This is a genomic window from Cardiobacteriaceae bacterium TAE3-ERU3 (genome assembly GCA_019218315.1).
In the GTDB taxonomy this organism is placed as follows: domain Bacteria; phylum Pseudomonadota; class Gammaproteobacteria; order Cardiobacteriales; family Cardiobacteriaceae; genus JAHUUI01.
The window spans coordinates 198,903-221,838 of record JAHUUI010000002.1 but is presented as its reverse complement, the minus strand read 5'-3'; the positions used below and the strand labels follow the sequence as shown (position 1 = coordinate 221,838).

Annotated in this window: 26 protein-coding genes; 21 read left to right on the top strand and 5 right to left on the bottom strand. The window is 46.6% G+C overall.

The window, feature by feature from the left end:
- Positions 1-3 precede the first annotated feature (3 nt).
- The 12 genes from KRX19_04435 to KRX19_04380 are packed head-to-tail and all read left to right on the top strand — an operon-like array spanning position 4 to position 8,721.
- On the top strand, positions 4-456 hold the full coding sequence (locus tag KRX19_04435) for an EVE domain-containing protein (protein ID MBV7434269.1): 453 nt from the start codon (positions 4-6) through the stop codon (positions 454-456).
- Positions 449-1,249 carry an ATP-binding cassette domain-containing protein gene (locus KRX19_04430; protein MBV7434268.1) on the top strand — a complete coding sequence of 267 codons (801 nt, stop codon included), beginning with the start codon at positions 449-451 and terminating at the stop codon, positions 1,247-1,249. The genes KRX19_04435 and KRX19_04430 overlap by 8 nt, the downstream gene beginning before the upstream one ends.
- Positions 1,246-2,031, top strand: a complete 786-nt coding sequence (gene mlaE / locus KRX19_04425) for a lipid asymmetry maintenance ABC transporter permease subunit MlaE (protein MBV7434267.1) — start codon at positions 1,246-1,248, stop codon at positions 2,029-2,031. Before KRX19_04430 ends, mlaE begins: the two co-directional genes overlap by 4 nt.
- Position 2,032: 1 nt before the next feature.
- Positions 2,033-2,494 carry an outer membrane lipid asymmetry maintenance protein MlaD gene (mlaD, locus tag KRX19_04420; GenBank protein ID MBV7434266.1) on the top strand — a complete coding sequence of 154 codons (462 nt, stop codon included), beginning with the start codon at positions 2,033-2,035 and terminating at the stop codon, positions 2,492-2,494.
- Between the two features lie 60 nt (positions 2,495-2,554).
- Positions 2,555-3,163, top strand: coding sequence for an ABC transporter substrate-binding protein (locus KRX19_04415; protein MBV7434265.1), 609 nt, complete (start codon positions 2,555-2,557; stop codon positions 3,161-3,163).
- Positions 3,156-3,458 (top strand): STAS domain-containing protein, encoded by a 303-nt coding sequence (locus KRX19_04410; GenBank protein ID MBV7434264.1) that lies wholly within the window; start codon positions 3,156-3,158, stop codon positions 3,456-3,458. The genes KRX19_04415 and KRX19_04410 overlap by 8 nt, the downstream gene beginning before the upstream one ends.
- On the top strand, positions 3,443-3,664 hold the full coding sequence (locus KRX19_04405) for a BolA/IbaG family iron-sulfur metabolism protein (GenBank protein ID MBV7434263.1): 222 nt from the start codon (positions 3,443-3,445) through the stop codon (positions 3,662-3,664). Before KRX19_04410 ends, KRX19_04405 begins: the two co-directional genes overlap by 16 nt.
- A gap of 2 nt (positions 3,665-3,666) precedes the next feature.
- The gene (murA, locus tag KRX19_04400) at positions 3,667-4,926 is read left to right on the top strand and encodes a UDP-N-acetylglucosamine 1-carboxyvinyltransferase (GenBank protein MBV7434262.1); all 1,260 of its coding nucleotides are present in this window, start codon (positions 3,667-3,669) and stop codon (positions 4,924-4,926) included.
- Positions 4,904-5,572, top strand: coding sequence for an ATP phosphoribosyltransferase (gene hisG, locus KRX19_04395; GenBank protein MBV7434261.1), 669 nt, complete (start codon positions 4,904-4,906; stop codon positions 5,570-5,572). Before murA ends, hisG begins: the two co-directional genes overlap by 23 nt.
- A 25-nt stretch (positions 5,573-5,597) precedes the next feature.
- Positions 5,598-6,893, top strand: coding sequence for a histidinol dehydrogenase (gene hisD / locus KRX19_04390; GenBank protein MBV7434260.1), 1,296 nt, complete (start codon positions 5,598-5,600; stop codon positions 6,891-6,893).
- A gap of 2 nt (positions 6,894-6,895) precedes the next feature.
- Positions 6,896-7,969 carry a histidinol-phosphate transaminase gene (gene hisC / locus KRX19_04385; protein ID MBV7434259.1) on the top strand — a complete coding sequence of 358 codons (1,074 nt, stop codon included), beginning with the start codon at positions 6,896-6,898 and terminating at the stop codon, positions 7,967-7,969.
- 2 nt (positions 7,970-7,971) lie between these two features.
- Positions 7,972-8,721 (top strand): Nif3-like dinuclear metal center hexameric protein, encoded by a 750-nt coding sequence (locus KRX19_04380; GenBank protein MBV7434258.1) that lies wholly within the window; start codon positions 7,972-7,974, stop codon positions 8,719-8,721.
- A gap of 145 nt (positions 8,722-8,866) precedes the next feature.
- Here the strand turns inward: KRX19_04380 and fur are convergent, their stop codons facing one another.
- From fur to KRX19_04360, 4 genes are all read right to left on the bottom strand, one after another.
- The gene (fur, locus tag KRX19_04375) at positions 8,867-9,295 is read right to left on the bottom strand and encodes a ferric iron uptake transcriptional regulator (GenBank protein MBV7434257.1); all 429 of its coding nucleotides are present in this window, start codon (positions 9,293-9,295) and stop codon (positions 8,867-8,869) included.
- A gap of 61 nt (positions 9,296-9,356) precedes the next feature.
- Complete coding sequence (gene rpoH, locus KRX19_04370) at positions 9,357-10,235, bottom strand: RNA polymerase sigma factor RpoH (GenBank protein MBV7434256.1); 879 nt, start codon at positions 10,233-10,235, stop codon at positions 9,357-9,359.
- Between the two features lie 16 nt (positions 10,236-10,251).
- Positions 10,252-11,280 carry a signal recognition particle-docking protein FtsY gene (gene ftsY / locus KRX19_04365; protein ID MBV7434255.1) on the bottom strand — a complete coding sequence of 343 codons (1,029 nt, stop codon included), beginning with the start codon at positions 11,278-11,280 and terminating at the stop codon, positions 10,252-10,254.
- A 78-nt stretch (positions 11,281-11,358) separates the two neighbouring features.
- Positions 11,359-12,135, bottom strand: a complete 777-nt coding sequence (locus KRX19_04360; GenBank protein MBV7434254.1) for a hypothetical protein — start codon at positions 12,133-12,135, stop codon at positions 11,359-11,361.
- A gap of 81 nt (positions 12,136-12,216) precedes the next feature.
- Between KRX19_04360 and KRX19_04355 the strand changes: the two genes are divergently transcribed.
- The 6 genes from KRX19_04355 (at position 12,217) to KRX19_04330 (ending at position 19,823) form a co-directional block, all read left to right on the top strand.
- Positions 12,217-12,594: a DUF423 domain-containing protein gene (locus KRX19_04355; protein MBV7434253.1), complete on the top strand. Its 378-nt coding sequence runs from the start codon at positions 12,217-12,219 to the stop codon at positions 12,592-12,594.
- Entirely contained in the window at positions 12,578-13,285 is a 708-nt protein-coding gene (gene cobB / locus KRX19_04350) for an NAD-dependent protein deacylase (GenBank protein ID MBV7434252.1), read from the top strand. The genes KRX19_04355 and cobB overlap by 17 nt, the downstream gene beginning before the upstream one ends.
- A 66-nt stretch (positions 13,286-13,351) precedes the next feature.
- Positions 13,352-15,451, top strand: coding sequence for a carboxy terminal-processing peptidase (locus KRX19_04345; protein MBV7434251.1), 2,100 nt, complete (start codon positions 13,352-13,354; stop codon positions 15,449-15,451).
- Positions 15,452-15,468: 17 nt separating this feature from the next.
- Positions 15,469-17,454: a transketolase gene (tkt, locus tag KRX19_04340; GenBank protein MBV7434250.1), complete on the top strand. Its 1,986-nt coding sequence runs from the start codon at positions 15,469-15,471 to the stop codon at positions 17,452-17,454.
- 34 nt (positions 17,455-17,488) lie between these two features.
- Positions 17,489-18,508, top strand: a complete 1,020-nt coding sequence (gene gap, locus KRX19_04335) for a type I glyceraldehyde-3-phosphate dehydrogenase (protein MBV7434249.1) — start codon at positions 17,489-17,491, stop codon at positions 18,506-18,508.
- A 154-nt stretch (positions 18,509-18,662) separates the two neighbouring features.
- Positions 18,663-19,823, top strand: coding sequence for a phosphoglycerate kinase (locus KRX19_04330; GenBank protein ID MBV7434248.1), 1,161 nt, complete (start codon positions 18,663-18,665; stop codon positions 19,821-19,823).
- Between the two features lie 8 nt (positions 19,824-19,831).
- On the opposite strand, the gene KRX19_04325 is transcribed toward KRX19_04330, so the two are convergent.
- Positions 19,832-20,332, bottom strand: a complete 501-nt coding sequence (locus KRX19_04325; GenBank protein MBV7434247.1) for a Smr/MutS family protein — start codon at positions 20,330-20,332, stop codon at positions 19,832-19,834.
- 150 nt (positions 20,333-20,482) lie between these two features.
- On the opposite strand from KRX19_04325, the gene dapB reads away from it, so the two are divergent.
- The 3 genes from dapB to KRX19_04310 all read left to right on the top strand — a co-directional run bounded on the left by dapB (position 20,483) and on the right by KRX19_04310 (position 22,927).
- A complete protein-coding gene (gene dapB / locus KRX19_04320) occupies positions 20,483-21,280 on the top strand; it encodes a 4-hydroxy-tetrahydrodipicolinate reductase (protein ID MBV7434246.1) in 798 nt (265 codons plus the stop codon).
- A gap of 205 nt (positions 21,281-21,485) precedes the next feature.
- The gene (locus KRX19_04315; protein MBV7434245.1) at positions 21,486-21,788 is read left to right on the top strand and encodes a LapA family protein; all 303 of its coding nucleotides are present in this window, start codon (positions 21,486-21,488) and stop codon (positions 21,786-21,788) included.
- Complete coding sequence (locus KRX19_04310; protein ID MBV7434244.1) at positions 21,788-22,927, top strand: tetratricopeptide repeat protein; 1,140 nt, start codon at positions 21,788-21,790, stop codon at positions 22,925-22,927. The genes KRX19_04315 and KRX19_04310 overlap by 1 nt, the downstream gene beginning before the upstream one ends.
- The last annotated feature ends 9 nt before the right edge of the window (positions 22,928-22,936 follow it).

Below are 22,936 nucleotides of genomic sequence, written 5' to 3'. Positions count from 1 at the left end.
CTAATGAAATCAGAGCCGGATGAATTTTCATTCGATGATCTAGTAGCATGTGGTGAGCAGGGCGAAGGCTGGAGTGGTGTGCGTAACTATCAGGCGCGTAATTTTATGCGCGATATGGTTGTGGGTGATCAAGTGTTTTTCTATCACTCTTCAACACCTAAGCCAGGTATCGCGGGGATTGCTGAAGTGATTCGGGCTGCGTACCCGGATCCTAGCCAGTTTGATACCAAATCTCACTATTTTGATGCGCGTAGCAGCGAGGAGTCACCAAGGTGGTGGCAGGTTGATGTTCGTAGCGTTCGCTACCTGCCTAACTTCGTAGCTTTAAAAAACATGCGTGAAGAACCAAGTTTGGCTGGCATGGCGTTGCTTCAAAAAGGCAATCGACTATCAGTAATGCCAGTGACGCCGCAACAATGGGCTCACATTTTAAAACTCGGAGGCGTAAATGACTGATGCAATAGCAAGCTTGCGCGGCATGACTTTTCGCCGTGGCAAACGGATCATCTTTGATAACATTGATGTGGATTTTCCGGCTGGTGAAGTCATTGCAGTGATGGGGCCGAGTGGCACCGGTAAAACCACTTTGATGAAAATCATTACCGGGCAATTAAAGGTTGATTGCGGTGAAGTGACAACTCTTGGAAAACGCTTAAACGGCATGGGCAAGCGGCAGCTGATGGCACTACGCAGTGATATGAGTATGTTGTTCCAAAGTGGAGCGTTATTTAGCGATATGACGGTTGGGGCAAATGTGGCTTTTCCGTTGCGCGAAAAAACGAAATTGAGCGATGAATTGATAGATATCATCGTTGATATGAAGTTGCAGCGTGTAGGGCTACTCGGTGCGAGGGATTTGATGCCATCAGAATTATCTGGTGGAATGGCCCGACGTGCGGCATTGGCGCGTGCTATTGTGCGTGATCCAAAGCTGATGATTTATGATGAGCCGTTTACCGGGCAAGACCCAATTTCACTCGGTGTGCTTGCGCGATTAGTGCGTGATCTAAATGATAGCCTTGGCATGACCAGTATCGTGGTGTCCCATGATATTGCGGAGGCTTCTCGTATTGCGGATCGGATCATCTTGATTGCAGGTGGGCGCGTGGTCGCCAATGATTGCCCCGACGCACTGTATGCATCTGACGACCCACTGGTTCATCAGTTCATGCACGCTGAAAGTGATGGGCCCGTGCCATATCATTATCCTGGTATGTCTTATTCAGATACTTTGCTGGGGGTGAAATGATCATGCAATGGTTAGCTCGCTTTGGTGATCGATGTATTGAGGTCGTTAGCGGTATTGGCAGCTTTACTTTGTTTTTGTTGCGCCTTATTGCGGGGACGAGTGAGTTGTGGCGCAAGCCGATTCAGGCAATTCGCGCACTTTTTTCAGCTGGTGTGCTGTCATTACCGATCATTATTGTTGCCGGCTTTTTTGTTGGAATGGTTCTCGCATTTCAGGGGTATACCATTTTTGTGCGCTTTGGGGCTGAAGAATCATTGAGTTTAATGGTTTCGCTATCTTTGATGCGCGAGCTTGGTGCTGTTGTCAGTGCGCTATTGTTTGCCGGCCGAGCGGGATCAGCATTTACCGCTGAAATCAGCTTGATGAAAACCACTGAACAGCTTGCGGCAATGGAGATGATGGGTATTGATCCCGTCCGTCAAGTTGGTGTACCGCGTTTTTGGGGTGCTTTACTGGCGATGCCTCTATTGGCGATGTTGTTTGTCGGAGTTGCGATTTGTGGAGCTTATGTCGTCGGGGTAATTAATCTCGGGGTTGATGCCGGTATATTCTGGTCGCAGATGCAAAATGGGGTTAACCTTTATAATGACCTGATTGAAGGCTTGGTTATAAAAAGTTTTATTTTCGGTATCGTGATATCTGCCATTGCGGTTTATCAGGGTTTTGCTTCATCTCCTACCGTACGCGGTATGGGGGTTGCAACGACGAAAACAGTTGTTCTTGGTTCACTAGCGGTACTGGGGTTGGATTTCATCCTTACTGCGTTTATGTTTGGAGGTTAGTATGCAAGATAATCGCTTTGTCAGCGTTGCGGTGGGGTTGTTCGTTATTCTCGCGCTTGCGGCAACTGCATTTCTGGGGCTGCGTACGACAGACATGGGAGGCTTTCATGCATCGAGTACTTATACAGTTTACGGTATGTTTACAGATGTTAGTGGCCTGAATAAAAATGCCTCTGTAACGTCAGCTGGTGTCCAGATCGGAAAGGTTAAATCTATCACGCTTGACCCAGCAAGCATGCAGGCACGTGTAGACCTCGAGATATCCATTGAATACAACAATTTTGGTAATGACAGCAGTGCAGAAGTACTGACAGCTGGTTTACTTGGGGAAAAATACATCGGGATTACTGAGGGGGGCGGCATTGCCACACTCGAAGATGGTGATCAGATTGCATATACTGGCTCTTCAATGGTCATTGAACGCCTGATTCAGCAGTTCGTCAGTGATATCTCGACGAAATAGTAACTGACACGGCATTTATTTTTTAATGATAATGATGGTTTAACCAACGAGGAAAAAAGGATGAAAAGAATACTGATGGCTGTAGCAGCCTTTGTGGGTTTTTCTCTTACCGCACATGCCGAACCAAATCCGGCCGGTGCAGAAGCATTGGTTGAGCAGCAGGCAGCTGTTTTGCTTGATGAGGTAAATAGCAAACCCGAGCTGTATCGCAACGACCGTGCTGCACTCAATAAATTGATTGACAATGAAATTTTGCCGTATCTCGATTTCAAAATCATGTCGCGTATTGTCCTTGGCCGCTACTGGAACCAAGCAACGCCAGCTCAGCAGGATGCTTTTGTCGATGCATTTCGCAGTATGTTAATCCGCCTGTATTCTGACAGCTGGAAGCAATACGACACCAATGCTACGTTCAAAATTCTTGGTAACTCTGGTATTGATAAGTACAACCGGACGGATGTCCGCATGCAAGTTACTCCTCGAGGCAAAAAACCGGCGATTATTGTATTCAGCTTGCACGAACAAAATGGGCAATGGAAAATCTATGATGCCAGCTTTGAAAACGTATCTATTCTGCTCAGTTACCGCAATAGCTTTGCCAGTGATATAGAGCGCGTTGGTATTGATGGGCTGATTGAGAAAGTGCGCGGTATGGATGGCAATGAGTAATGTTTTTGATGATTGGCAGGGCACGACACTGTGCCTGCCAGCCAGTTTTTGCCTAGCTGATTGTGAGGGCTTGAGTAGCCGCCAGATTAGCTTTCCGGCTGATTCTGTCACTATTGATGCACATAAAGTAGAGAAAGCAGACAGTATTGGTATAGCAGCTTTGGTTTTGCTGATTCGCAAAGCACGTGAGCAAGAAATAGAACTGCAATGGGTGAATATTGGTGAACATTTGCGTAAGATGTTGGCCGTTTATGAATTGGATAATGGAGCGTTTCTCTCATGCAGGAACAACTAATAAAAACACGAATTGAGGATATTTTGCCTGATGCCGAAGTTGAATTGAGTAGCCCGGACGGGGTGCACTATTCAGCTACGGTCAGATCATCAGGATTTGCTGGGATGAAGCGCCTGGAGCAGCACCGCATGGTCATGAATGCTTTAAAAGACGTTATCAGCAGCAATGAAGTACACGCACTGGCACTAAAAACGGAGACCAAATAAGCATGGAGCAGCTCAAAATTATCGGCGGTAATACGCTCGAAGGTGAAGTTAGCATCAGTGGGGCAAAAAATGCCGTATTACCTATTTTAGCCGCTACACTGCTGGTTAATGGCGAAACGCAGATTGATAACGTTCCAAACTTGCGTGATGTTCGTACATTGCTCGATGTATTGCGTGCCATGGGTGCGAAGGTTGAATTTAAAGATGGCAGCGTCAGTATTGATGCAAGCGTTATTGACCAGCCTGTTGCGCCTTATGAGCTGGTCAAGACCATGCGTGCGAGTGTTTTGGTATTAGGCCCACTATTGGCACGCTTTGGTGAGGCCAAAGTTTCATTGCCTGGCGGTTGTGCGATTGGCGCACGGCCTGTTGATCAGCACATCAAAGGTATGGAAGCCATGGGTGCTGAAATTGACGTCCGTGAAGGCTATATCTATGCCAAAGCAGCAAAGCTGAAAGCTACGCGTTTTGTGATGGATGTTGTCACAGTTACGGGCACTGAAAACCTGATGATGGCTGCCGTATTGGCTGAAGGGACCGTGGTGCTTGAAAATGCCGCTCGTGAACCTGAGGTCAGCGATTTGGCGCATTGCCTTAATGCGATGGGTGCGAATATTAGTGGTATTGGTACGTCAACGCTGGTTATTGAAGGTGTACGTGAGTTGCATGGTTGCCGCTATGCCACCTTACCTGACCGTATTGAGACGGGCACGCACTTGATTGCGGCTGCAGCAACTGGTGGGCGTATTATTGCGCGTAATACTTCACCATCGTTGCTTGAGGCTGTGCTGGAAAAGCTTGAAGCTGCTGGATCCTTGATTGAACGTGGTAAAGATTATATTGCGATTGATCAGCGTAATCGCCCGCTAAAAGCAGTCAGTATTCGTACTGCACCATTTCCTGCGTTCCCAACTGACATGCAAGCACAGTTTATGGCACTTAACTGCTTGGCTGATGGCAGTGCAAGCATGGTTGAAACCATCTTTGAAAACCGCTTTATGCATGTCCCGGAGTTGGCACGTATGGGCGCAGATATTTTTATTGACGGACACAATGCGACAACCCATGGCCCGGCCAAACTGATTGGTGCCCCAGTCATGGCAACTGACTTACGCGCCTCAGCGAGCCTTGTTATTGCTGGTTTGGCTGCTGAAGGCGTGACAATCGTTGACCGTATTTACCACCTTGATCGTGGTTATGACGGTATTGAAGGCAAGCTCAATGCGTTGGGAGCGAACATTGAACGCATTCGCAGCAACTAAACGTAACGATGGTATCGTAATTGCGCTGTCGAAAGGGCGCATACTGAAGGATACTTTGCCGCTGTTAAAAGCAGCGGGTATTGAACCGGAGGCAGACTTTTTCGACAGTCGAAAGTTGATTTTTTCGACCAATCATGACGATGTGCAGCTTTTAGTGGTACGTCCATCTGATGCGCCGACATACGTCGAATATGGTGCAGCAGATTTTGGCATTGCAGGTAAGGATGTACTGCTTGAAGCAGCAATGCAAAATATCTACGAAATGATTGATCTGCGTATTGCCAAATGCCGTCTGATGGTGGCTGCTAAAGCTGATGCGCCACCTTTGCCGCATCAGCATATCAGGGTCGCAAGTAAATACGTCAATTCGGCTAAAGCGCATTTTGCCGCACAGGGGCGGCAGGCAAATGTAATCAAGCTTTATGGTGCGATGGAGCTTGCGCCTTTGGTGGGGCTCGCTGATTGTATTATCGATTTGGTTGATACGGGTAATACGCTCAAAGCCAATGGGTTGGTTCCTATAGAGCATGTTCGTGATATCAGCGCACGCCTTATCGTTAATAAAGCCGCATTCAAACTCAAGCAGGCACGATTACTGCCTCTACTCAATGCTATTGAGCAGGCAGTGAAAAATAGTGCTAGCTAAGCACGTTTAAATAACTGGAATTATCATGAAATTACACCGCATAGACGCCACGCAAGCTGATTTTTATGCGCCGCTCAATGCACGCTTGGCGCTTGAGCTCTCTACTCAGGCGCATGTGCGACAAACTGTTGCCAAGATTATAGATGATGTGCGTTCGCGTGGTGATGAGGCACTGTTGCATTACAGCCGCACGCTTGATGCTACTGATGCAGATAGTGTGGCGGCGTTGCGTGTACCCGCTGAGAAACTCGAACTTTGTTGGAGCGAGTTGGGTGATGAAGCGCGTTATGCCTTAGAAGTGGCGCATGAGCGAATTCGTGCTTATGGTGAAGCACAAAAGTTGACTTCATGGTCCTATCAGGATGAAGACGGCAGCACGTTAGGACAGCAAATACAGCCCCTCGACAGTGCCGGTATTTACGTACCTGGTGGTAAAGCATCATATCCATCGTCAGTGCTTATGAATGCTGTTCCGGCTAAAGTTGCCGGTGTGGCACGAGTGGTTATGGTTGTTCCAGCGCCTGGCGGTGAGATGAACCCATGGGTACTTGGTGCTGCGCATCTTAGTGGTGTCGATGAAGTGTGGCAACTGGGTGGGGCGCATGCAGTTGCAGCACTTGCTTACGGTACGCAAACTATAGCTCCGGTTGATAAGATCACCGGGCCCGGGAATCAATACGTTGCAGAAGCCAAGCGTGCCGTTTTTGGCAAAGTCGGGATTGATATGATTGCCGGGCCATCGGAAGTTGTCGTATTTGCTGATGACAGCGCTGATCCTCGCTGGATTGTGGCCGACTTATTTGCACAAGCTGAGCATGATGAAATGGCTCAGTCAATTTTGGTTACCAACAGTAGGCATCTGGCCGAAGCGGTTGATTCATTACTTGAGGAAATGCTAAGCGAACAGCCTCGCGCCAAGATTATTCGTACTTCGCTGCTTGATCGTGGCGCTACTGTATTGGTCAAGAATATAGAGCAGGGTGTTGAAGTCGTCAATCACATTGCACCTGAGCATCTTGAGTTAATGCTTGCTGATGCGGCGATGATTGTGCCGCAAATTCGCCATGCGGGCGCTATTTTTGTCGGAACGCGCTCCAATGAAGTATTTGGTGATTATTGTGCCGGGCCAAATCACGTATTGCCAACTTCAGGTACAGCGCGTTTTGCATCTCCGCTGGGCGTATATGATTTCCAAAAACGCAGTAGTGTTATGGCGTTGTCTGAGGCCGCATCACTGGCTTTATCACCGGTTGCAGCCTGTCTTGCAGACGCCGAAGGGCTACATGCGCACGCTTTATCTGCCCGCTTGAGAGGTGAATGATCATGAGTGCTAAAGATTGGGTTACGCCAGCTGTTGCCGCCATGCATGCCTATCCGGTGGCGCAGTTACCACAAAACGCACTGCGTTTAAGTGATATGGAGTGCCCACAGGATATTGACCCAACATTGCGTCAGGCATGGTTGGAGCGGCTTGATAAAGTGGCAATGAACCGTTACCCACGTCCCGGCGATGATCAAATCGATGCGCATTTGCGCCGTCTGTTTGATGTTCCAGATGCTTGCCCTTTGATTTATGGCAATGGTTCTGATGAGTTGATTCAAATTATTTTGATGGCAGTCGCTCAGCCAGGCAGAACTGTACTTGCTCCAGCACCAACCTTCGTAATGTATCAAGTATGTGCGGAAATGCTGGGTATGAACTATGTCGGTGTCCCATTATCTACACCTGATTTTGCTTTGAACGAACAAGCAATGCTTAAAGCGATAGTAGAGCATCAGCCTGCGGTAATTTTTCTTGCTGATCCTAATAACCCAACTGGGAACGCCCTCGATAGTGATGCAGTACGTAATATCATTGAGGCTGCCCCTGGGCTAGTTGTCCTTGATGAGGCCTATGGTGCGTATGCATCTCACTCAAATGCGACCATGGCGCAAGCATACGACAATGTTGTCGTTATCCGTACACTGTCCAAAATTGGCTATGCCGGCTTGCGTTTTGGTTATGCCTTTGGTGCAGACGACTGGATAGATGCTTTTGCTAAGGTAAAGCCACCATACAACATCAATGTACTGACTCTTGCCAGTGTTGATTTTGCATTGGAGCACGACGATTTCATTCGCGCCCAAACAGCAATGATTTGCCGCGAACGTACGCGAATGCTCAGTGCATATCAAATGTTGGAAGGGATAGAAGTCTGGCCATCAGCAGCAAATTTTCTGCTGCTTCGTATAGCGAATGCGGCAAAGATTTATGCAGCACTGATTGAGCAAAATATTTGGGTCAAAAAACTCGATGGGGTTCATCCATTATTACGTGATTGCTTACGCGTCACGATCAGTAATGCCGAGGATAATGACCGCTGCTTTGCCGCAATTAAAATGTTCCTTGAGGCTTGATTATGCAACGTGTCGAATTACTCAATTATCTGAATGATTATTTGAAGTGCAGCAAGTTTAAGGACTTTACCGTCAACGGAATGCAGGTAGAAGGTAAGGCTGAGATTAAGAAAATTGTGACTGCTGTCACAGCATCAGCGGCAGCTGTTGATTATGCCTGTACAGTAGGTGCTGATGCATTACTAGTGCATCATGGATATTTTTGGAAAGGTGAACCGCAGCAGATCACAGGTATGAAGCAACGCCGTGTTGCAGCTTTACTCAGCAAGCAAGTTAATTTGCTCGCTTATCATATTCCACTTGATCAACATCCAAAGCTTGGAAATAATATTTTATTTGCCAACCATTTTGACTGTCAGCGCGTATGGCAATCTGATGATGAGCCTTTGATTTGGCACGCTGAAATTACTCCACTGGAACCTTCACAAATTGCGAATATTTTGCGTTGCGAACTGCCAAGTGAAACAGTATTTCTCATTGAAGCTGATGTGCAACAGTCCGTCACTCGTATTGCATGGTGCACTGGTGCAGCACATGATTTTCTGATTCAAGCCAAAGATGAAGGTGCGCAATTGTTTATTAGTGGTGAGTATGCCGAGCGTACATATCATGAGGCAAAAGAGAGTGGTTGTGCGTTTATCGCTTGTGGTCACCATGCAAGCGAACGTGCAGGTATCCGAGCCTTGGGTGAGCATTTGGCGCAGGATTTTGATTTAGAAGTTTCTTTTTTTGATGAGCCTAATCCGTTTTAGTTGGCTTTAAGAAGGGCGGAAAAGTTTACAAGTATAAAAAATATACTGCTTGGTTTGTATGGCTTTAGTTTTGAAAATAATTGCGCATATAAAAAAGCCACTTGAATTAAAGTGGCTTTTCTTTTGCAGAGGTTATCTCGGGTGGTTAGTCTTCGTCTTCTGCATCTTCACCTTGGTAAACACCGTAAAGAATTAGGCTATGATCTTCTAGTGTGTAGCCGTATTTCTCAGCAATTTCTCTCTGACGTTGTGCAATGACTTCATCGTAGAATTCTACGACTTTACCACTTTTAACGCAGATAAGATGGTTATGGTGGTCGCCACTGTCAATTTCAAAAACACTGTGGTTACCTTCAAAATTATGGCGCTTGAGAATACCGGCTTGCTCAAACTGAGTCAGAACGCGATAAACCGTAGCAAGCCCAATTTCTTCATCAGCTTTAAGCAGAATTTTATAGACGTCTTCTGCACTGAGGTGGACATCGTTGTCCGTAGTTTCGCGTTCCATGATTTCCAGAATTTTCATTCTTGGACCCGTCACTTTCAATCCCGCTTTTTTTATTTGCTGGCTCATTTGTTTTGTCCTCAAAGTTAAACTTTTACTATTATAGTATGCCCGTGTTGACCTGCAACGCTTATTGTTTCAGGGTACTGGCACCTAACTGCGCTTTAAGTGTTTGCATCGCCTGTTGCTCAATTTGGCGTATGCGCTCAGCTGAAACGTCGTAGCGTTCAGCCAAAGTTTGTAATGTGGCTTTTTTACCATCGCTGAGCCAGCGAGAGCTGACGATATCTCTACTGCGATCATCCAGCTGCTCAAGCGCGTTAGCCAATTCACTGGTGATTAGCGCCGAGCTTTCAGCTAGTTCATTTTCTTCAGCAGGATCCATGCGATCATCACTCAGCCATGCAGAAGGGGAAAATGGATTTTCTTCGTCATCATCACTTGGTTCGTAGGCGATGTCTTGACCTTGTAAGCGGCTTTCCATTTCGAAGACGTCTTTGCTTGATACATTGAGTTCATTGGCAATTTTTTCCGCTTCGTCCTGATTCAGCCAAGTGAGGCCTTTTTTCATGCTGCGCAAGTTAAAAAACAGTTTACGCTGGGCTTTGGTCGTGGCAATTTTAACCATTCGCCAGTTGCGGATGACATATTCATGTATTTCGGACTTAATCCAATGTACGGCAAAAGAAACCAGACGCACACCATGGTCTGGTTCGAAACGCTTGACTGCTTTCATCAGGCCAATGTTGCCTTCTTGAATAAGATCAGCAAGTGGTAAGCCGTAGCCGCTAAAGCCGCGTGCAATATGCACCACAAATTTTAAATGGTGCATGATTAGGGTTTGCGCTGCTTCAATACGGTTTTCTGTTTGTAATTCGTAAGCCAGTCGCTTTTCTTCCTGCGCGTCAAGGACAGGAATTTGCCTGACTCGGGCAATATACTGGTCAATATCTGTACTGGGAATTAACCATTTCCCGGCAGGGTTGGCTGGTAAATTGGTTTTGCTCATGGTTTTCCCCTAAATATCAATCTTTGTATAATAAAGCATCGACAAAGGCATTTGCGTTAAATACTCGTAAATCAGCTGCTTTTTCCCCAACGCCTATATAGCGGATGGGTAATTCCAGTTCATGTGTAACGGCAAAGAGGATTCCACCCTTTGCTGTGCCATCAAGTTTGGTGATGGCTAATCCGGTTAAATCCATGGCTTGATGAAAGTGCATCGCTTGGCGCAGTGCGTTCTGGCCGTTTCCGGCGTCAAGTACCAGCATGGTTTCATGAGGGGCTTGTGGGTCAAGTTTGTGTAAGACGCGCTTAATCTTTTTTAGTTCGTCCATCAGGTGGTCTTGGGTGTGGAGACGGCCGGCAGTATCGATGATCAGCACGTCAATGTTTCGTGCTTGTGCTGATTGTAAAGCGTCATAGGCCACAGAAGCGGGGTCAGCGCCATGCCCCTGAGCGATGACAGGAACTTCGTTGCGCTCTCCCCATTCTTTCAGTTGCTCAACAGCAGCGGCGCGGAAGGTATCGCCGGCTGCGAGCATAACTTTTTTGCCTTCAGCTTTAAATTGGTGTGCAAGCTTTCCGATAGTCGTCGTTTTTCCCGCACCATTGATGCCTGTCATTAGGATAACGAATGGTTTGGCTAAGGCTGTTTGCAACGGTTGTTCATAAGGAGTAAGGCGGTCAGCCATATGTAGCGCCAGTGCACTTTGCACAGCTTCAAGGTCACCAAGTTCTTTACGGTCAATACGCTTGGTTAGATCATCAATGAGGATTTTGGTGGTTTCCAAACCGACATCGGCACTCAATAACTGCATTTCCAAATCATCGACCGTATCAGGGTCAAGTGTTTTTTTTCCGAGAAATAAATCGCCAAATCCGCTGCGGGTTTTACTTAGCCCTTGTTTTAGGCGTTGGAAATAGCCGGATTTACTGTCACTATCAGCAGAAACTTCGGCTGGTAGCTGTTCAGTTTGTGCAACAGTTTGATTTTCTTGCTGCTGCACCGTATCGGTGTCTTTCTTGCGCTTCTTAAGCCATTTAAATGCCATGATTATCCATTCCCAGTAAAACCGCGCACAGTATAAGCGAAAAGCGGTTTGTGCCCAATAGAGTCGAGACGATTGCTATTAGTTGGTGGATTGTAGTTGCTTGAGTGCGGCTTGATGTAGCGCAGAAGTTGCTGCGGCAATTACCTCACCATCGCTTTCTGCTGTGAGCGGATTGCCCGACCAATCAGTAATCATACCGCCAGCTTGTTCGACAATCAGTAAAAGCGGTAGGAAGTCGTGTGGTTTGAGATCCGCTTCAACAACCAAGTCAATCCATCCGGCTGCGAGCATGGCATAAAGGTAGCCATCACCATTAAAGCGATCAAGTGCTACGTTCTTGGCGAGCTGTTGTCTCTTTTGCCATTGCTGCTGGGTAAACATGCCGGGATCGGTGCTTTGTAGTTTGGCGTTGTTCAAAGTGTCTATACTGGAGACAGAGATGCTTTGGCCATTTAATGTCGTAGGCCGATCTTTTATCGCAACAAAGCGTTCTCCGAGTGCAGGCATGTCTATAACGCTGAGTACTGGTTGCTGATGGTGTAGCAAGGCAATCAAAGTTGCATAGGTTGGAAACCCGCTGATAAAACTACGGGTTCCATCAATAGGATCAATGACCCATTGCCATTCGCCACCTCCACTCAATCCAAACTCTTCCCCAATAATGGCGTGATTCGGGTATTTTTTTAGTATCTGCTTGCGTAGCATGGCTTCTGTGTTTTGGTCAGCAATGGTAACTGGCGACGCATCTTTTTTTTGCATCACATCGATACTTTGGCGAAAATGATTAAGTGTAATCTTCGCAGCTTCATCGCAAAGTAAGTGGACGAAGGGCAGTAATTCAGCAGGATTCGGCATATCAGACTCAATGATTGACTATCTGTGATGAATTATAGGGATCTTTAGTCGGTAATACGATACAAAAAACGAGGAAAAAACATGCAAAATCGGCATTGGTTGTTAATTGGCGCATTAAGTGGCTTGACGTGGGTTTCTATTGGCGCTGCGATGGGGCATGGCGTCCTTCACGGTGAATCACTAATTTATTTCGAAAAGGCCCAGCGTTACCATATTGTTCATACAATTGCGCTTTTATGGTTGAGTGGTTGGGCTGTTTTGCCGTGGTGGCGAGTTGTTGCCGGGTTGTGGTGCTTGGGCGTGGCGCTGTTTAGTGGAGCGTTATATTGCATGGCTATTTATGGTTGGGGGCTGAATTATATTGTCCCGATTGGTGGCGTCGCTATTTTGCTTGGCTGGGCATGTCTTGTAGTAGCTATATGGCGATGGAAAGGCGCGAATGATGTGCGACGCGGTTAAAAATATTGTTGTTTTAACTGGTGCTGGTATTTCAGCTGAATCCGGCTTGGCAACATTCCGCTCTAGTGACGGGTTATGGGAAAACCACCGGGTCGAAGACGTTGCTACACCCGAGGGATACATGCGTGATCCTCAATTGGTACATAATTTTTACAATGCACGCCGTCGACAGTTATTTGACCCGTCCGTGCAGCCAAATGCAGCACACTTGGCGCTGACCAAGTTGCAAAACGCGTCGCATGTTTCTTTAACTTTGATTACACAGAACGTTGATAACCTGCATGAACGCGCTGGCGCGACAACATTACATATGCATGGCGAGTTGCTTAAAATGTATTGCAGTTCCTGCGATAGTGTTTTTGATTGGCGGGAGGATTGTAGCCCTGATGTCGCGTGCCCAAAATGTGGCGCTTTGAGGGCATTACGGCCTGATATTGTTTGGTTCGGCGAAATTCCATATTTCCTTGATCAAGCGTCAGAAGCTTTGCAACATGCGGATATTTTTGCAGCCATTGGTACTTCTGGCGTTGTTTATCCAGCTGCGGGATTTGCCCAATTGGCGAAAGAAGCAGGGGCGCTTTGTGTTGAGATTAACCTTGCACCATCAGGCAGCGCGGCAAGATTTGATCAAGGTTATTACGGTAAGGCTGGCGTTCAGGTTCCGCGCTGGGTAGAAGCTGTGCTAGCATAGGCGCCTCTTCAACTGCGGTGATACTTGATGCGAATACAATGGCTGGCCTTGATGGCCGTGATCTCAATGGGCGTGAATCTTTTGCAGGCACAGGCAGTTACTGCATCTGATCCAGATTCATCTACTGAGTTTGCCCCCTTGAGCGTCAGTGAGAAATATGAAAAAGCCTTTTTGCTGTCGCTTAAATTGCTGCAAGAGCACCATTATCAAGATGCTCAGTTAGAAGGATTGTCTGCTGATGTTTTTGATGATTATCTCAATGCGCTAGATCCTGCTCATACCTATTTTTTGCAGAGTGATATTGAAGAATTTTCTGCAAATCGCGATCACTTTCTGACCCCAATTAATACGCAGCGTATTCGCACTGCATTTGATATGTTTGAGCGTTATCGGAAAAGAGCAGACGCCATGAATCAATGGACGCTGCGGCGCCTGGAGCAGCCGTTTGATCTCAATACGGATAAAGAAGTCTATATTCCTCCTTTCCATCAAGAAAATAATCGTGAATGGCCTAAAACACTAGAAGATGCGACGGCTTATCAAGAAGAGCGCTTGACCGACCAAATCATTCGCCAAATTCTCTCGGATAAAAGTGAAGAAGAAGCGGTTGAGACGTTGACCAAGCGTTATAAAAGTGCGAATAAACGCCTTGGTCAAACAACCAGTGATGATGTTTTCGATATTTTTTTAAATGTCATCACTACGCGTTTTGATCCGCATACAAATTATCTTTCTCCACGCGTCAGTGAAGATTTTGATATCAATATGCGCCTTTCGTTGGAAGGTATTGGCGCGGTACTGAGCGTTGACGACGAAAAGGTAACTATTCGTGAGCTGACTCCGGGTGGTCCAGCTGCAAAAAGTGGGAAGTTACATATTCGTGACCAGATCATCGGCGTTGCACAGGGTGAAGATGGTGAGATGGTCGATATTGTTGGCTGGAGACTTGATAAGGCGGTGAAGCTCATTCGCGGAAAAAAAGGAAGCTTCGTTCGCTTGCTGATTGAACCGGTTAAAAGTTCTGGTGGTGCAAAAGAGGTTATTATTAAGCGCGAAGAAATCAAGCTTGAAGACCAAGGTGCGCAAGCTTATGTTGAAGAAGTCGAAGAGCAGGGCATTAAAAAGCGTATTGGCGTGATCCGTTTACCATCTTTTTATATGGACTTTAATGCCGCCCAGCTCGGCAAAAAGGATTTCCGCAGTACCAGTAAAGATGTTGAGCGATTGTTATTGGAACTACAAGATAATGGGGTTGACGGTATCATTGTCGATCTGCGTGGTAATGGTGGCGGTTCACTCTACGAAGCGGTACAGACTGTTGGATTGTTTATCGATCAAGGGCCAGTGGTGTCGGTATCCAATACCGATGGGAGTGTTCGTGAAGAAGTTGATGAAACACCGGGCGCTGTTTATGAAGGGCCATTAGCTGTCATGATTGACCACTACTCTGCTTCTGCTTCTGAAATTTTTGCTGCAGCCATACAGGATTATCAGCGTGGGATTGTTATCGGTAGTAATACTTTTGGTAAAGGCACCGTTCAGACGATGATTGATCTCAATCGTTTTGTCTCTAAAAATAGTACTGCATTGGGTAAGCTCAAATTCACCATCGCAATGTTCCATCGCGTTAATGGGGACAGTACGCAGTTGAAAGGTGTTGCGCCAGATATTGCAATGCCAGAAGGGCTTGGTTTGGATGTCGTTGGTGAGCAGTCTGAAAAGCATGCGATGAAATGGAAGCATGTCCGCCCAAGTGAGTTTACTCCGGCCGGCAATATTACCCCTGAAGTATTAGCTGAGGTTGAGGAACGCCATGTCAAGCGTATGGCTAATGATCCTGCGCTGTCGCGTTATCAGGAGTATGTACGTAAGGTAACCGCTGAGAACGATAAGTCAATGTGGTCTCTCAATCTTGAGAAGAGACAGCAAGAGTATCAGGATTGGGAGCGTTATAGTGATGCCTACGAAGCGGCTCAGCGCGACAGTGTGCCAAGCTTGGAGGCTGACGCTAAACGCAAAAGTGATATTGAAAAGCGCAATGAATATGCTAAAGACGAGAATGACAAAGAGCAGTTCGTTCCCGATGTGGCGCTTTATGAAGCATTGAACATTTTTTATGATTTTCTGGTGATGCTGCAAGCGCATGCAACACCTAAAGCAGCTTGATTATTGTGGAGAAAAATATGACTGAACATCAGTTAATGGCAGGGGCTGTTCGTGCCTTGAGTATGGACGCGGTACAGCAGGCAAATTCAGGTCACCCGGGTGCGCCAATGGGTATGGCGGATATGGCAACGGTTTTGTGGCAAAAGCACATCCGTGTAAACCCTAAAGACCCGAAGTGGCATAATCGAGACCGTTTTGTGCTGTCCAATGGGCACGCTTCCATGCTGCAGTACAGCTTGCTGCATCTGGCTGGCTTTGATCTTTCTTTGGATGAAATCAAGCAATTCCGCCAGTTGCACAGCAAGACACCTGGTCACCCAGAAGTTGATGAAACTCCGGGTGTAGAAACGACCACGGGACCATTAGGTCAGGGTATTGCAAATGCCGTTGGTATGGCTTTGGCTGAGCAACATTTAGCGGCACAGTTCAACCGTGATCAGCATAAGATTGTCGATCACTACACTTACTGCTTTGTTGGTGATGGCTGCTTGATGGAAGGTGTTTCGCATGAAGCTTGTTCATTTGCCGGCACATTGGGCTTGGGCAAACTGATTGTTCTTTACGATGCAAACGGTATTTCAATCGATGGTGAAATTGAGCCTTGGTATAGTGAAGATGTCGCCAAGCGCTTTGAAGCATACGGATGGCAGGTCATTGATTCAGTTGATGGGCATGATGCTGATTCAATTGATCAAGCGATCAACAATGCAAAGCAAGAACAAAACCGTCCGTCATTGATTATTTGTAAGACAGTGATTGGTTTTGGTTCTCCAAATTTGGCAGGCACTGCAAAAAGCCATGGCGCACCACTTGGTGATGAAGAAATCAGTAAAGTTAAATCAGCACTTGAATTGCCGGAAGGCAAATTTAGTGTTCCTGAGGGTGCTTATGAAGTTGCTGATCTACGTGAAAGAGGCGAAAATTGGCAGAAAGAATGGCAAGCATCATTTGATGCTTATGCTAAAGCTTATCCAGAATTAGCCGAGCGCTATCAAGAAACCATTGAAGGCAAGCTTTCTGATCAGCTTGATCAAGCTGTCAAGCAGGCATTGAAAGACAAGCAAGCCGCTGGCGCAAAAGTAGCAACGCGCAAAGCTTCAGAGCAAGCATTAGAAGTCATTGCACCTTTTGTGCCGGGCCTATTAGGTGGATCAGCAGATTTGAGTGGTTCTAATAACACGTCGCACAAGCACAGTGCAGCAATCAAACCACGTGATTTTGCGGGCAACTACATCCATTACGGTGTACGTGAATTTGCCATGGCCGCGATGATGAACGGTATGAGTTTGCATGGTGGTATTCGCCCATATGGTGGAACATTCCTCGTTTTCTCCGACTATATGCGTAATGCCATGCGCTTATCAGCATTGATGAAGCAACCGGTAGTTTACGTTTTAACCCACGATTCTATCGGTCTGGGCGAAGATGGCCCGACTCACCAACCAATTGAGCACGTTTCATCACTGCGTTTAATGCCAAATATGTATGTATGGCGGCCTTGTGATGACGTTGAAACTTTGGCTGCATGGCATGCATCTATCAAGAGTGATATGCCAAGTTCACTTGCATTGTCGCGCCAAGGCTTACCGTCACAGGCACGTGACGAAGCACAAATTGATGCCATTTATCGTGGTGGTTATGTTTTGAGTACCGATGAACAGCCTGACGCGGTATTAATTGCTACAGGATCTGAAGTGGCTCTTGCTGCTGATGCTGCAGATGCACTGCGTAAGAAGGGTAAAAAAATCCGTGTCGTATCAGTGCCATGCTACGATTTGTTTATGAAACAAGATGCACAATATCGCCGTGAAGTACTCGGTGGTGATGTACCTAAGTTGGCGATTGAAGCAGGTGTCAGCGCGCTGTGGCAAGGCTTAGTTGGCGAGCGTGGTGCGGTTATTGGTATTGATTGCTTTGGCGCATCAGCACCAGCTGAAGAGTTGTTTAAAGAGTATGGATTTACTGTCGAGAATGTCATAGCCAAGACGCTCGATTTGTTATAATATCATTTTGGTGATAACTAAAGAGGAAGGAAGTATGGCTGTAAAAATTGGAATTAACGGTTTTGGACGTATCGGTCGCTGTGTTCTGCGCGCTATTTATGAGCGTGGACTGGAGTCTGAATTTGAAGTAGTAGCTATCAACAGCTTGGATGACGGCGAGACTCGTCTGCACCTGCTGAAATATGATTCAACTCATGGACGCTTCAACCACGATTGCAGCTTAAATGGCGACGATATCGTGATTGATGGCCATAGCATCAAAACATTTAGCGAAAGAAATCCTGCTGATATTCCTTGGGGCGAGCTTGGTGTAGAGCTGGTACTTGAATGTACTGGTATCTTCAACAGCAAAGCCAAGAGCATGGCGCACATCGAAGGTGGCGCGAAGAAAGTACTGCTTTCTGCACCAGGTGCTAATGATGTTGACGCAACTATCGTTTATGGTGTTAACGAAGACACGCTTACTGGCGATATGCAAGTCGTATCAAACGCATCATGCACAACAAACTGCCTTGCGCCTTTGGCCAAAGTTCTGCATGAGAAAATTGGTATTGAAAGTGGTTTGGTAACCACTGTTCACGCTTACACTAACGATCAGCGTATCCTTGATACGCCACACAGTGACTTGCGCCGTGCGCGCGCTGCTGCGATGTCAATGATCCCAACCAAAACTGGTGCTGCAAAAGCTGTAGGTTTGGTATTACCTGAATTGAATGGCCGCCTGGATGGTATGGCTATTCGTGTACCAACCAACAACGTTTCACTGGTAGACCTTACTTTCACTGCTGAGAAAGACGTCACTCGTGAAGAGATTAACCGCATCCTGAAGAAAGCAGCAAACAGTGATGATTCACTTGCTGAAGTGCTTGATTTCAGTGAAGAGCCATTGGTTTCAATCGATTACAACCATTGCCCAGCTTCTTCAACTGTTGATGCGGCTGAAACTCGCGTTATTGGTGACCGTTTGGTCAAAGTACTGTCTTGGTACGACAATGAGTGGGGCTTCTCAAACCGCATGCTTGATACTGCCAAAGCGTTTATCAACGCTAAGTAACAAGCAAAGCATAAAGGCCGGCATATGCCGGCCTTTTTTCTCATTGGATAGTTGAATCGGGGAAGTGATTTCAGTGCCTATCAGATACTCTGTTCGGCACAGGGAACGCTTCTCTGATTAAGCCAATTTTGAAGCAATTCATACAGGAGAAGACATGAAAACACTTTCTGATGTTGATCTTTCTGGTAAGCGTGTATTGATGCGCCTGGATCTAAATGTGCCCATTAAAGACGGTGAGATTACCAGTGATGTGCGCATCCAGGCAGCTTTGCCAACCATCAATAAAGCCCTTGATGCTGGTGCCGCAGTCTTAATCATGGCACATCTAGGTCGCCCAACTGAAGGGGAATACGATGAAGCATTTACCCTTAAACCTGTTGCCGAGCATCTCGGTAAATTACTGGGGCAAAACGTTAAGTTAATCAAAGATTATCTTGAACAAGCACCAGAAGTAGCAGCTGGTGAGGTCGTGTTGCTTGAAAACGTCCGCTTCAATAAGGGCGAGAAAAAAGACGATGAAGCACTGGCGAAAAAATACGCTGCTTTATGTGATGTATTCGTCAGTGATGGCTTTGGTGTTGTCCATCGCGCTCAGGCATCAACTCATGGCGTGGCGAAGTTTGCACCTGAAGCTTGTGCTGGATTGCTGGTGGAAAAAGAAGTTAAAACTCTCGAACGACTCCTCCATAATCCTGATCGTCCTATGGTTGCCGTTGTCGGTGGGTCCAAAGTTTCTTCTAAATTGATGGTTTTAAAAACGCTACTTGAAAAAGTGGATGTTTTGATTCCGGGTGGTGGTATTACCAATACACTGCTTGCTGCTCAGGGGCATTCGGTTGGCGCATCACTTTATGAGCCAGATTTGCTCAATGAAGCCAAAGCGATGCTGGAGCAGGCGCAAAAAAATGGTGTGAATTTGTTGTTGCCGACGGATGTTGTCGTCGCAAAGTCATTCAGTGAAGACAGCGAATACCGCACGTGTAGTGTTGATGACGTTGGCGATGATGAGCTTATTCTCGATGTCGGCGAAGAAAGTGCCAAGCGCTATGCTGAGACGGTTGCAGAAGCAAAAACCATTGTTTGGAATGGTCCTGTTGGGGTGTTTGAAATGGCTCCATTTGCAGCTGGTACAAAGGCACTGGGTGAGGCGATTGCAGCAAGCAGCGGATTTAGCTTCGCTGGTGGTGGCGATACCATCGCTGCAATCAGTGAGTTTGGCCTTGAAGACAGAATCGATTACGTCTCGACAGGCGGTGGTTCAATGCTCGAATATCTGGAAGGTAAAACTTTGCCAGGTGTTGCGATCCTGGACTAACGCGTTAATTAAGCCGTTTGTGGCTGTAATGCAATGATGACGGCGCCACTGGCGCCGTCACTGTCATGAACTGAAGCAATTGCCGCAATAGCGGGATGGTTGAGTAACAGTTCGATGACTGCATGTTTTAATGGCGCACGATCGTATTGAGGGCTGCGGCTTCCTTTTCCATGGACAACATGCCAGCAGGTCAAGCGTCGATTGCGGCGCATATCAATCAAATCTCGTAAGTAATTGACGCCCTCACTGACGTACATACCGTGAAGATCGATATACTCGCTGCAATGAGCCCGACCTTGGCACATTTGATGGAATAGCAAAGCACTGATACGGTCAAAATTATGGCTGAGTTGTATGTTTTCGCGGTAGCGAATTTCTTCGCGATGGCGCATACGGCGCTTGATTTTGCGTAGCGGCTGGCGGCCAAATGATGGCGCAATATCAGGTTTTTTAATGGGCTTTACGTGGCCGATCAAGCTGGAAAAATCAGAGTCTGTTTTTTTACTCATTTTTGTTCAGTTTTGTCATGATACTGTTTATGATACCAGTAGGGTTCTCTATATGCCGAACCGTATTAATGAGCGGCAATATTGAAATTTGATCACAAGGGATTATTGGTCCAGCAAGGGAAAAGAAAGATAGATATGTCAGAACAAAATCTGAAATGCGGTATTCACAATATCAACGGAAAAATGGGGTTGGTGATTGCTCAATTGGCTGCTGAGCATTCAGCACTAGCAATAGCAGCAGGATTTGTTCGTCGTGACCATGAATGGGCGGGGCAAAAAATTACGGATGTCTGTAAAGTGGATGCCGGGAATGTCCGTGCAACAAGCAATCTTGAATCATTTTGCGCTTCAAGTGATGTCGTGATTGATTTTACGCGCCCAGAAGCAACGTTGGAACTACTCCCAGTGTGCCGTAAGTTGCGTAAGCCTTTGGTTATTGGCACGACAGGTTTTTCGGATAAGGCAAAAAAGTGGATAGAAGAAGCCGCTCAAGATATTCCAATTATTCTTGCAGCTAATACCAGTGTAGGGGTTAATGTTCTGATTGAGATTAGCCGCCAGGTCGCAAAAGTGCTAGATAAATCCCAGTGGCATGCTGATATTTTGGAACTGCATCATCAGCATAAAGTCGATGCCCCTTCTGGTACTGCGCTTCGCTTGGGTGAGGCAATTGCACAAGCACAGGGAGATGACCTCGCTGAACGAAAAGTTTATCCATACCATCATCGTCGTGGCGGGGAGGATATTGGCTTTGCAGTGATACGTGCAGGCGAAATCATCGGTGAGCATACCGTCTATTTTACCAGTGCAGATGAGCGAATAGAGTTGACCCATCGGGCCAATGATCGTCGTATTTTTGCACGAGGTGCGTTACAGGCGGCGATGTGGCTATCTGGTAAACCAGCTGGCCTGTACTCCATGGCCGATGTGCTTGGCTTTAATGATTAATAGGTAAAACATGGTTTATCTATTTTATGTAGTCTTAAGGTTGCTTACTGTTTGGTAGCTTAGGATATTCAGCGACAAGATTTTACAAAATAGACGGCGGTAGGGTATCTGCTATTGAAAAAGAAGCAGTTTCTGTTTTGCCCGACGGGCTGTTAGAATTCATGGCAAAATAGATATAAGTATCACCAACTAAAAGGGAAAGATTATGAAATTGCTTGGCTATATTATTGTTATTGCATTAGGCATTGTTTTCGCATTGATGGGTCTGTTTAACAGCAATGATGTGGCATTTAACTACTTGTTTGGTGAGCGTGATTTGCCACTGGTTGTTGTCATGGTGTTGAGCTTCCTATGTGGTGCATTGTTTACCCTGCTCGTGTTTGGTGTAAAAGTGCTGTTTTGGCGTGGCCGTGCCAAAAAACTACAAGCTCAGCTGGATCGTGAACACCGCGAAGCACATCACGAAGCGGTTAAATCACAGTACGAGGCTGAATCGGCTGTATCATAATGGCCGAGTGGCTGGTTATTTTTTTATTACCATTTGCTGCGTGGAGTGGATGGTGGGTGGCTATGCGCCGAGAGGCGCGCCTGTTGCGTCATGATCGGTCTCGAGCAGCCTATTTTGATGGATTAAGCTATTTGCTCAATGATCAGACGGATAAAGCGGTAGAAATTTTCGTCGCTATTGCCGAATTCGATCATCAAACTATTGAGAATCAGCTCACCTTAGGCAGGTTATTTCGCCGGCGTGGAGAGGTGGATCGTGCATTGCACCTTCATAAGCAATTAGAGCAGCAGGCAGATCCGGGGTCATTGCAAAAGTACGATATTCTTTTTGAACTTGGCGAAGATTATCGCTATGCAGGTATGTTTGCCCAAGCTCAGGACATATTTGAATCACTGATGGATACGCGCCCTCAGCAGAGGGTGATGGAAGTGCTGCTCGGGTTGTATGAGCGTACAGGGAATTGGCAGCAAGCTCGGGAATTGGCCGAGCGTTGGCAATCAAGTGGCTATGGTGATCAATCAGCAGCTTTGGCCAATTACGACTGTGAGCAAGCAGTTGAAGCCCGCGCAAAAGGGAATGCTGAAGCTGCACTAAGATTGCTTAAGGCTGCTTTACAACGTGATGCTGGTTGCGTTCGATCCAATGTCTTGTTGGGAAAGTATTTTTTAGAAGATGGGCAATATGTTCAAGCACTTCACGCATTGCAGTCAATTGCCCAGCAATCAGAAGTCCATTTACCAGATGCTTTACCGATGATGACGAAAGCTTATCAGGCGCTTGATCGTGAGGAAGAGTATCGCGAGTGGCTGTGCGAACTGGGCAATAATAGTAATAAGGCGCGGTTGATCATCGCTATTGCTGATGCGCTAAAAAGCATTGAGCGTACCGATGCAGCGGTGGCGGTGTTGTCCAAAGCTCTGGAACGAACAGATAGTCCACTTTTGATTTGGGCTTGTTTGCAGTTCGGCGTCGATATAGCTGTACGCGGAAAAGAGATAATGGCCGCAATTAAGCCGCAAACTGTATATCAGTGCCAGGTTTGTGGATTTCGCCAGCAGCATCAGTGCTGGCACTGTCCAGCTTGTTTTGAGTGGAGCAGTTTTACAGCCGCACTTGAATTGAAAGTCGAACAACGATGAGAATTAACA

What these genes read in the sequence shown, in the direction of transcription:
- KRX19_04430 (MBV7434268.1), top strand. Translation starts at nt 449, where the DNA reads ATGACTGATGCAATAGCAAGCTTGCGCGGCATGACTTTTCGCCGTGGC.
- KRX19_04360 (MBV7434254.1), bottom strand. Translation starts at nt 12,135, where the DNA reads ATGCCGAATCCTGCTGAATTACTGCCCTTCGTCCACTTACTTTGCGAT.
- mlaE (MBV7434267.1), top strand. Translation starts at nt 1,246, where the DNA reads ATGATCATGCAATGGTTAGCTCGCTTTGGTGATCGATGTATTGAGGTC.
- KRX19_04325 (MBV7434247.1), bottom strand. Translation starts at nt 20,332, where the DNA reads ATGAGTAAAAAAACAGACTCTGATTTTTCCAGCTTGATCGGCCACGTA.
- rpoH (MBV7434256.1), bottom strand. Translation starts at nt 10,235, where the DNA reads ATGAGCAAAACCAATTTACCAGCCAACCCTGCCGGGAAATGGTTAATT.
- KRX19_04315 (MBV7434245.1), top strand. Translation starts at nt 21,486, where the DNA reads ATGAAATTGCTTGGCTATATTATTGTTATTGCATTAGGCATTGTTTTC.
- cobB (MBV7434252.1), top strand. Translation starts at nt 12,578, where the DNA reads ATGTGCGACGCGGTTAAAAATATTGTTGTTTTAACTGGTGCTGGTATT.
- fur (MBV7434257.1), bottom strand. Translation starts at nt 9,295, where the DNA reads ATGAGCCAGCAAATAAAAAAAGCGGGATTGAAAGTGACGGGTCCAAGA.
- KRX19_04415 (MBV7434265.1), top strand. Translation starts at nt 2,555, where the DNA reads ATGAAAAGAATACTGATGGCTGTAGCAGCCTTTGTGGGTTTTTCTCTT.
- KRX19_04330 (MBV7434248.1), top strand. Translation starts at nt 18,663, where the DNA reads ATGAAAACACTTTCTGATGTTGATCTTTCTGGTAAGCGTGTATTGATG.
- tkt (MBV7434250.1), top strand. Translation starts at nt 15,469, where the DNA reads ATGACTGAACATCAGTTAATGGCAGGGGCTGTTCGTGCCTTGAGTATG.
- KRX19_04410 (MBV7434264.1), top strand. Translation starts at nt 3,156, where the DNA reads ATGAGTAATGTTTTTGATGATTGGCAGGGCACGACACTGTGCCTGCCA.
- KRX19_04310 (MBV7434244.1), top strand. Translation starts at nt 21,788, where the DNA reads ATGGCCGAGTGGCTGGTTATTTTTTTATTACCATTTGCTGCGTGGAGT.
- ftsY (MBV7434255.1), bottom strand. Translation starts at nt 11,280, where the DNA reads ATGGCATTTAAATGGCTTAAGAAGCGCAAGAAAGACACCGATACGGTG.
- KRX19_04355 (MBV7434253.1), top strand. Translation starts at nt 12,217, where the DNA reads ATGCAAAATCGGCATTGGTTGTTAATTGGCGCATTAAGTGGCTTGACG.
- KRX19_04380 (MBV7434258.1), top strand. Translation starts at nt 7,972, where the DNA reads ATGCAACGTGTCGAATTACTCAATTATCTGAATGATTATTTGAAGTGC.
- gap (MBV7434249.1), top strand. Translation starts at nt 17,489, where the DNA reads ATGGCTGTAAAAATTGGAATTAACGGTTTTGGACGTATCGGTCGCTGT.
- mlaD (MBV7434266.1), top strand. Translation starts at nt 2,033, where the DNA reads ATGCAAGATAATCGCTTTGTCAGCGTTGCGGTGGGGTTGTTCGTTATT.
- hisC (MBV7434259.1), top strand. Translation starts at nt 6,896, where the DNA reads ATGAGTGCTAAAGATTGGGTTACGCCAGCTGTTGCCGCCATGCATGCC.
- murA (MBV7434262.1), top strand. Translation starts at nt 3,667, where the DNA reads ATGGAGCAGCTCAAAATTATCGGCGGTAATACGCTCGAAGGTGAAGTT.
- KRX19_04435 (MBV7434269.1), top strand. Translation starts at nt 4, where the DNA reads ATGAAATCAGAGCCGGATGAATTTTCATTCGATGATCTAGTAGCATGT.
- hisD (MBV7434260.1), top strand. Translation starts at nt 5,598, where the DNA reads ATGAAATTACACCGCATAGACGCCACGCAAGCTGATTTTTATGCGCCG.
- KRX19_04345 (MBV7434251.1), top strand. Translation starts at nt 13,352, where the DNA reads ATGGGCGTGAATCTTTTGCAGGCACAGGCAGTTACTGCATCTGATCCA.
- KRX19_04405 (MBV7434263.1), top strand. Translation starts at nt 3,443, where the DNA reads ATGCAGGAACAACTAATAAAAACACGAATTGAGGATATTTTGCCTGAT.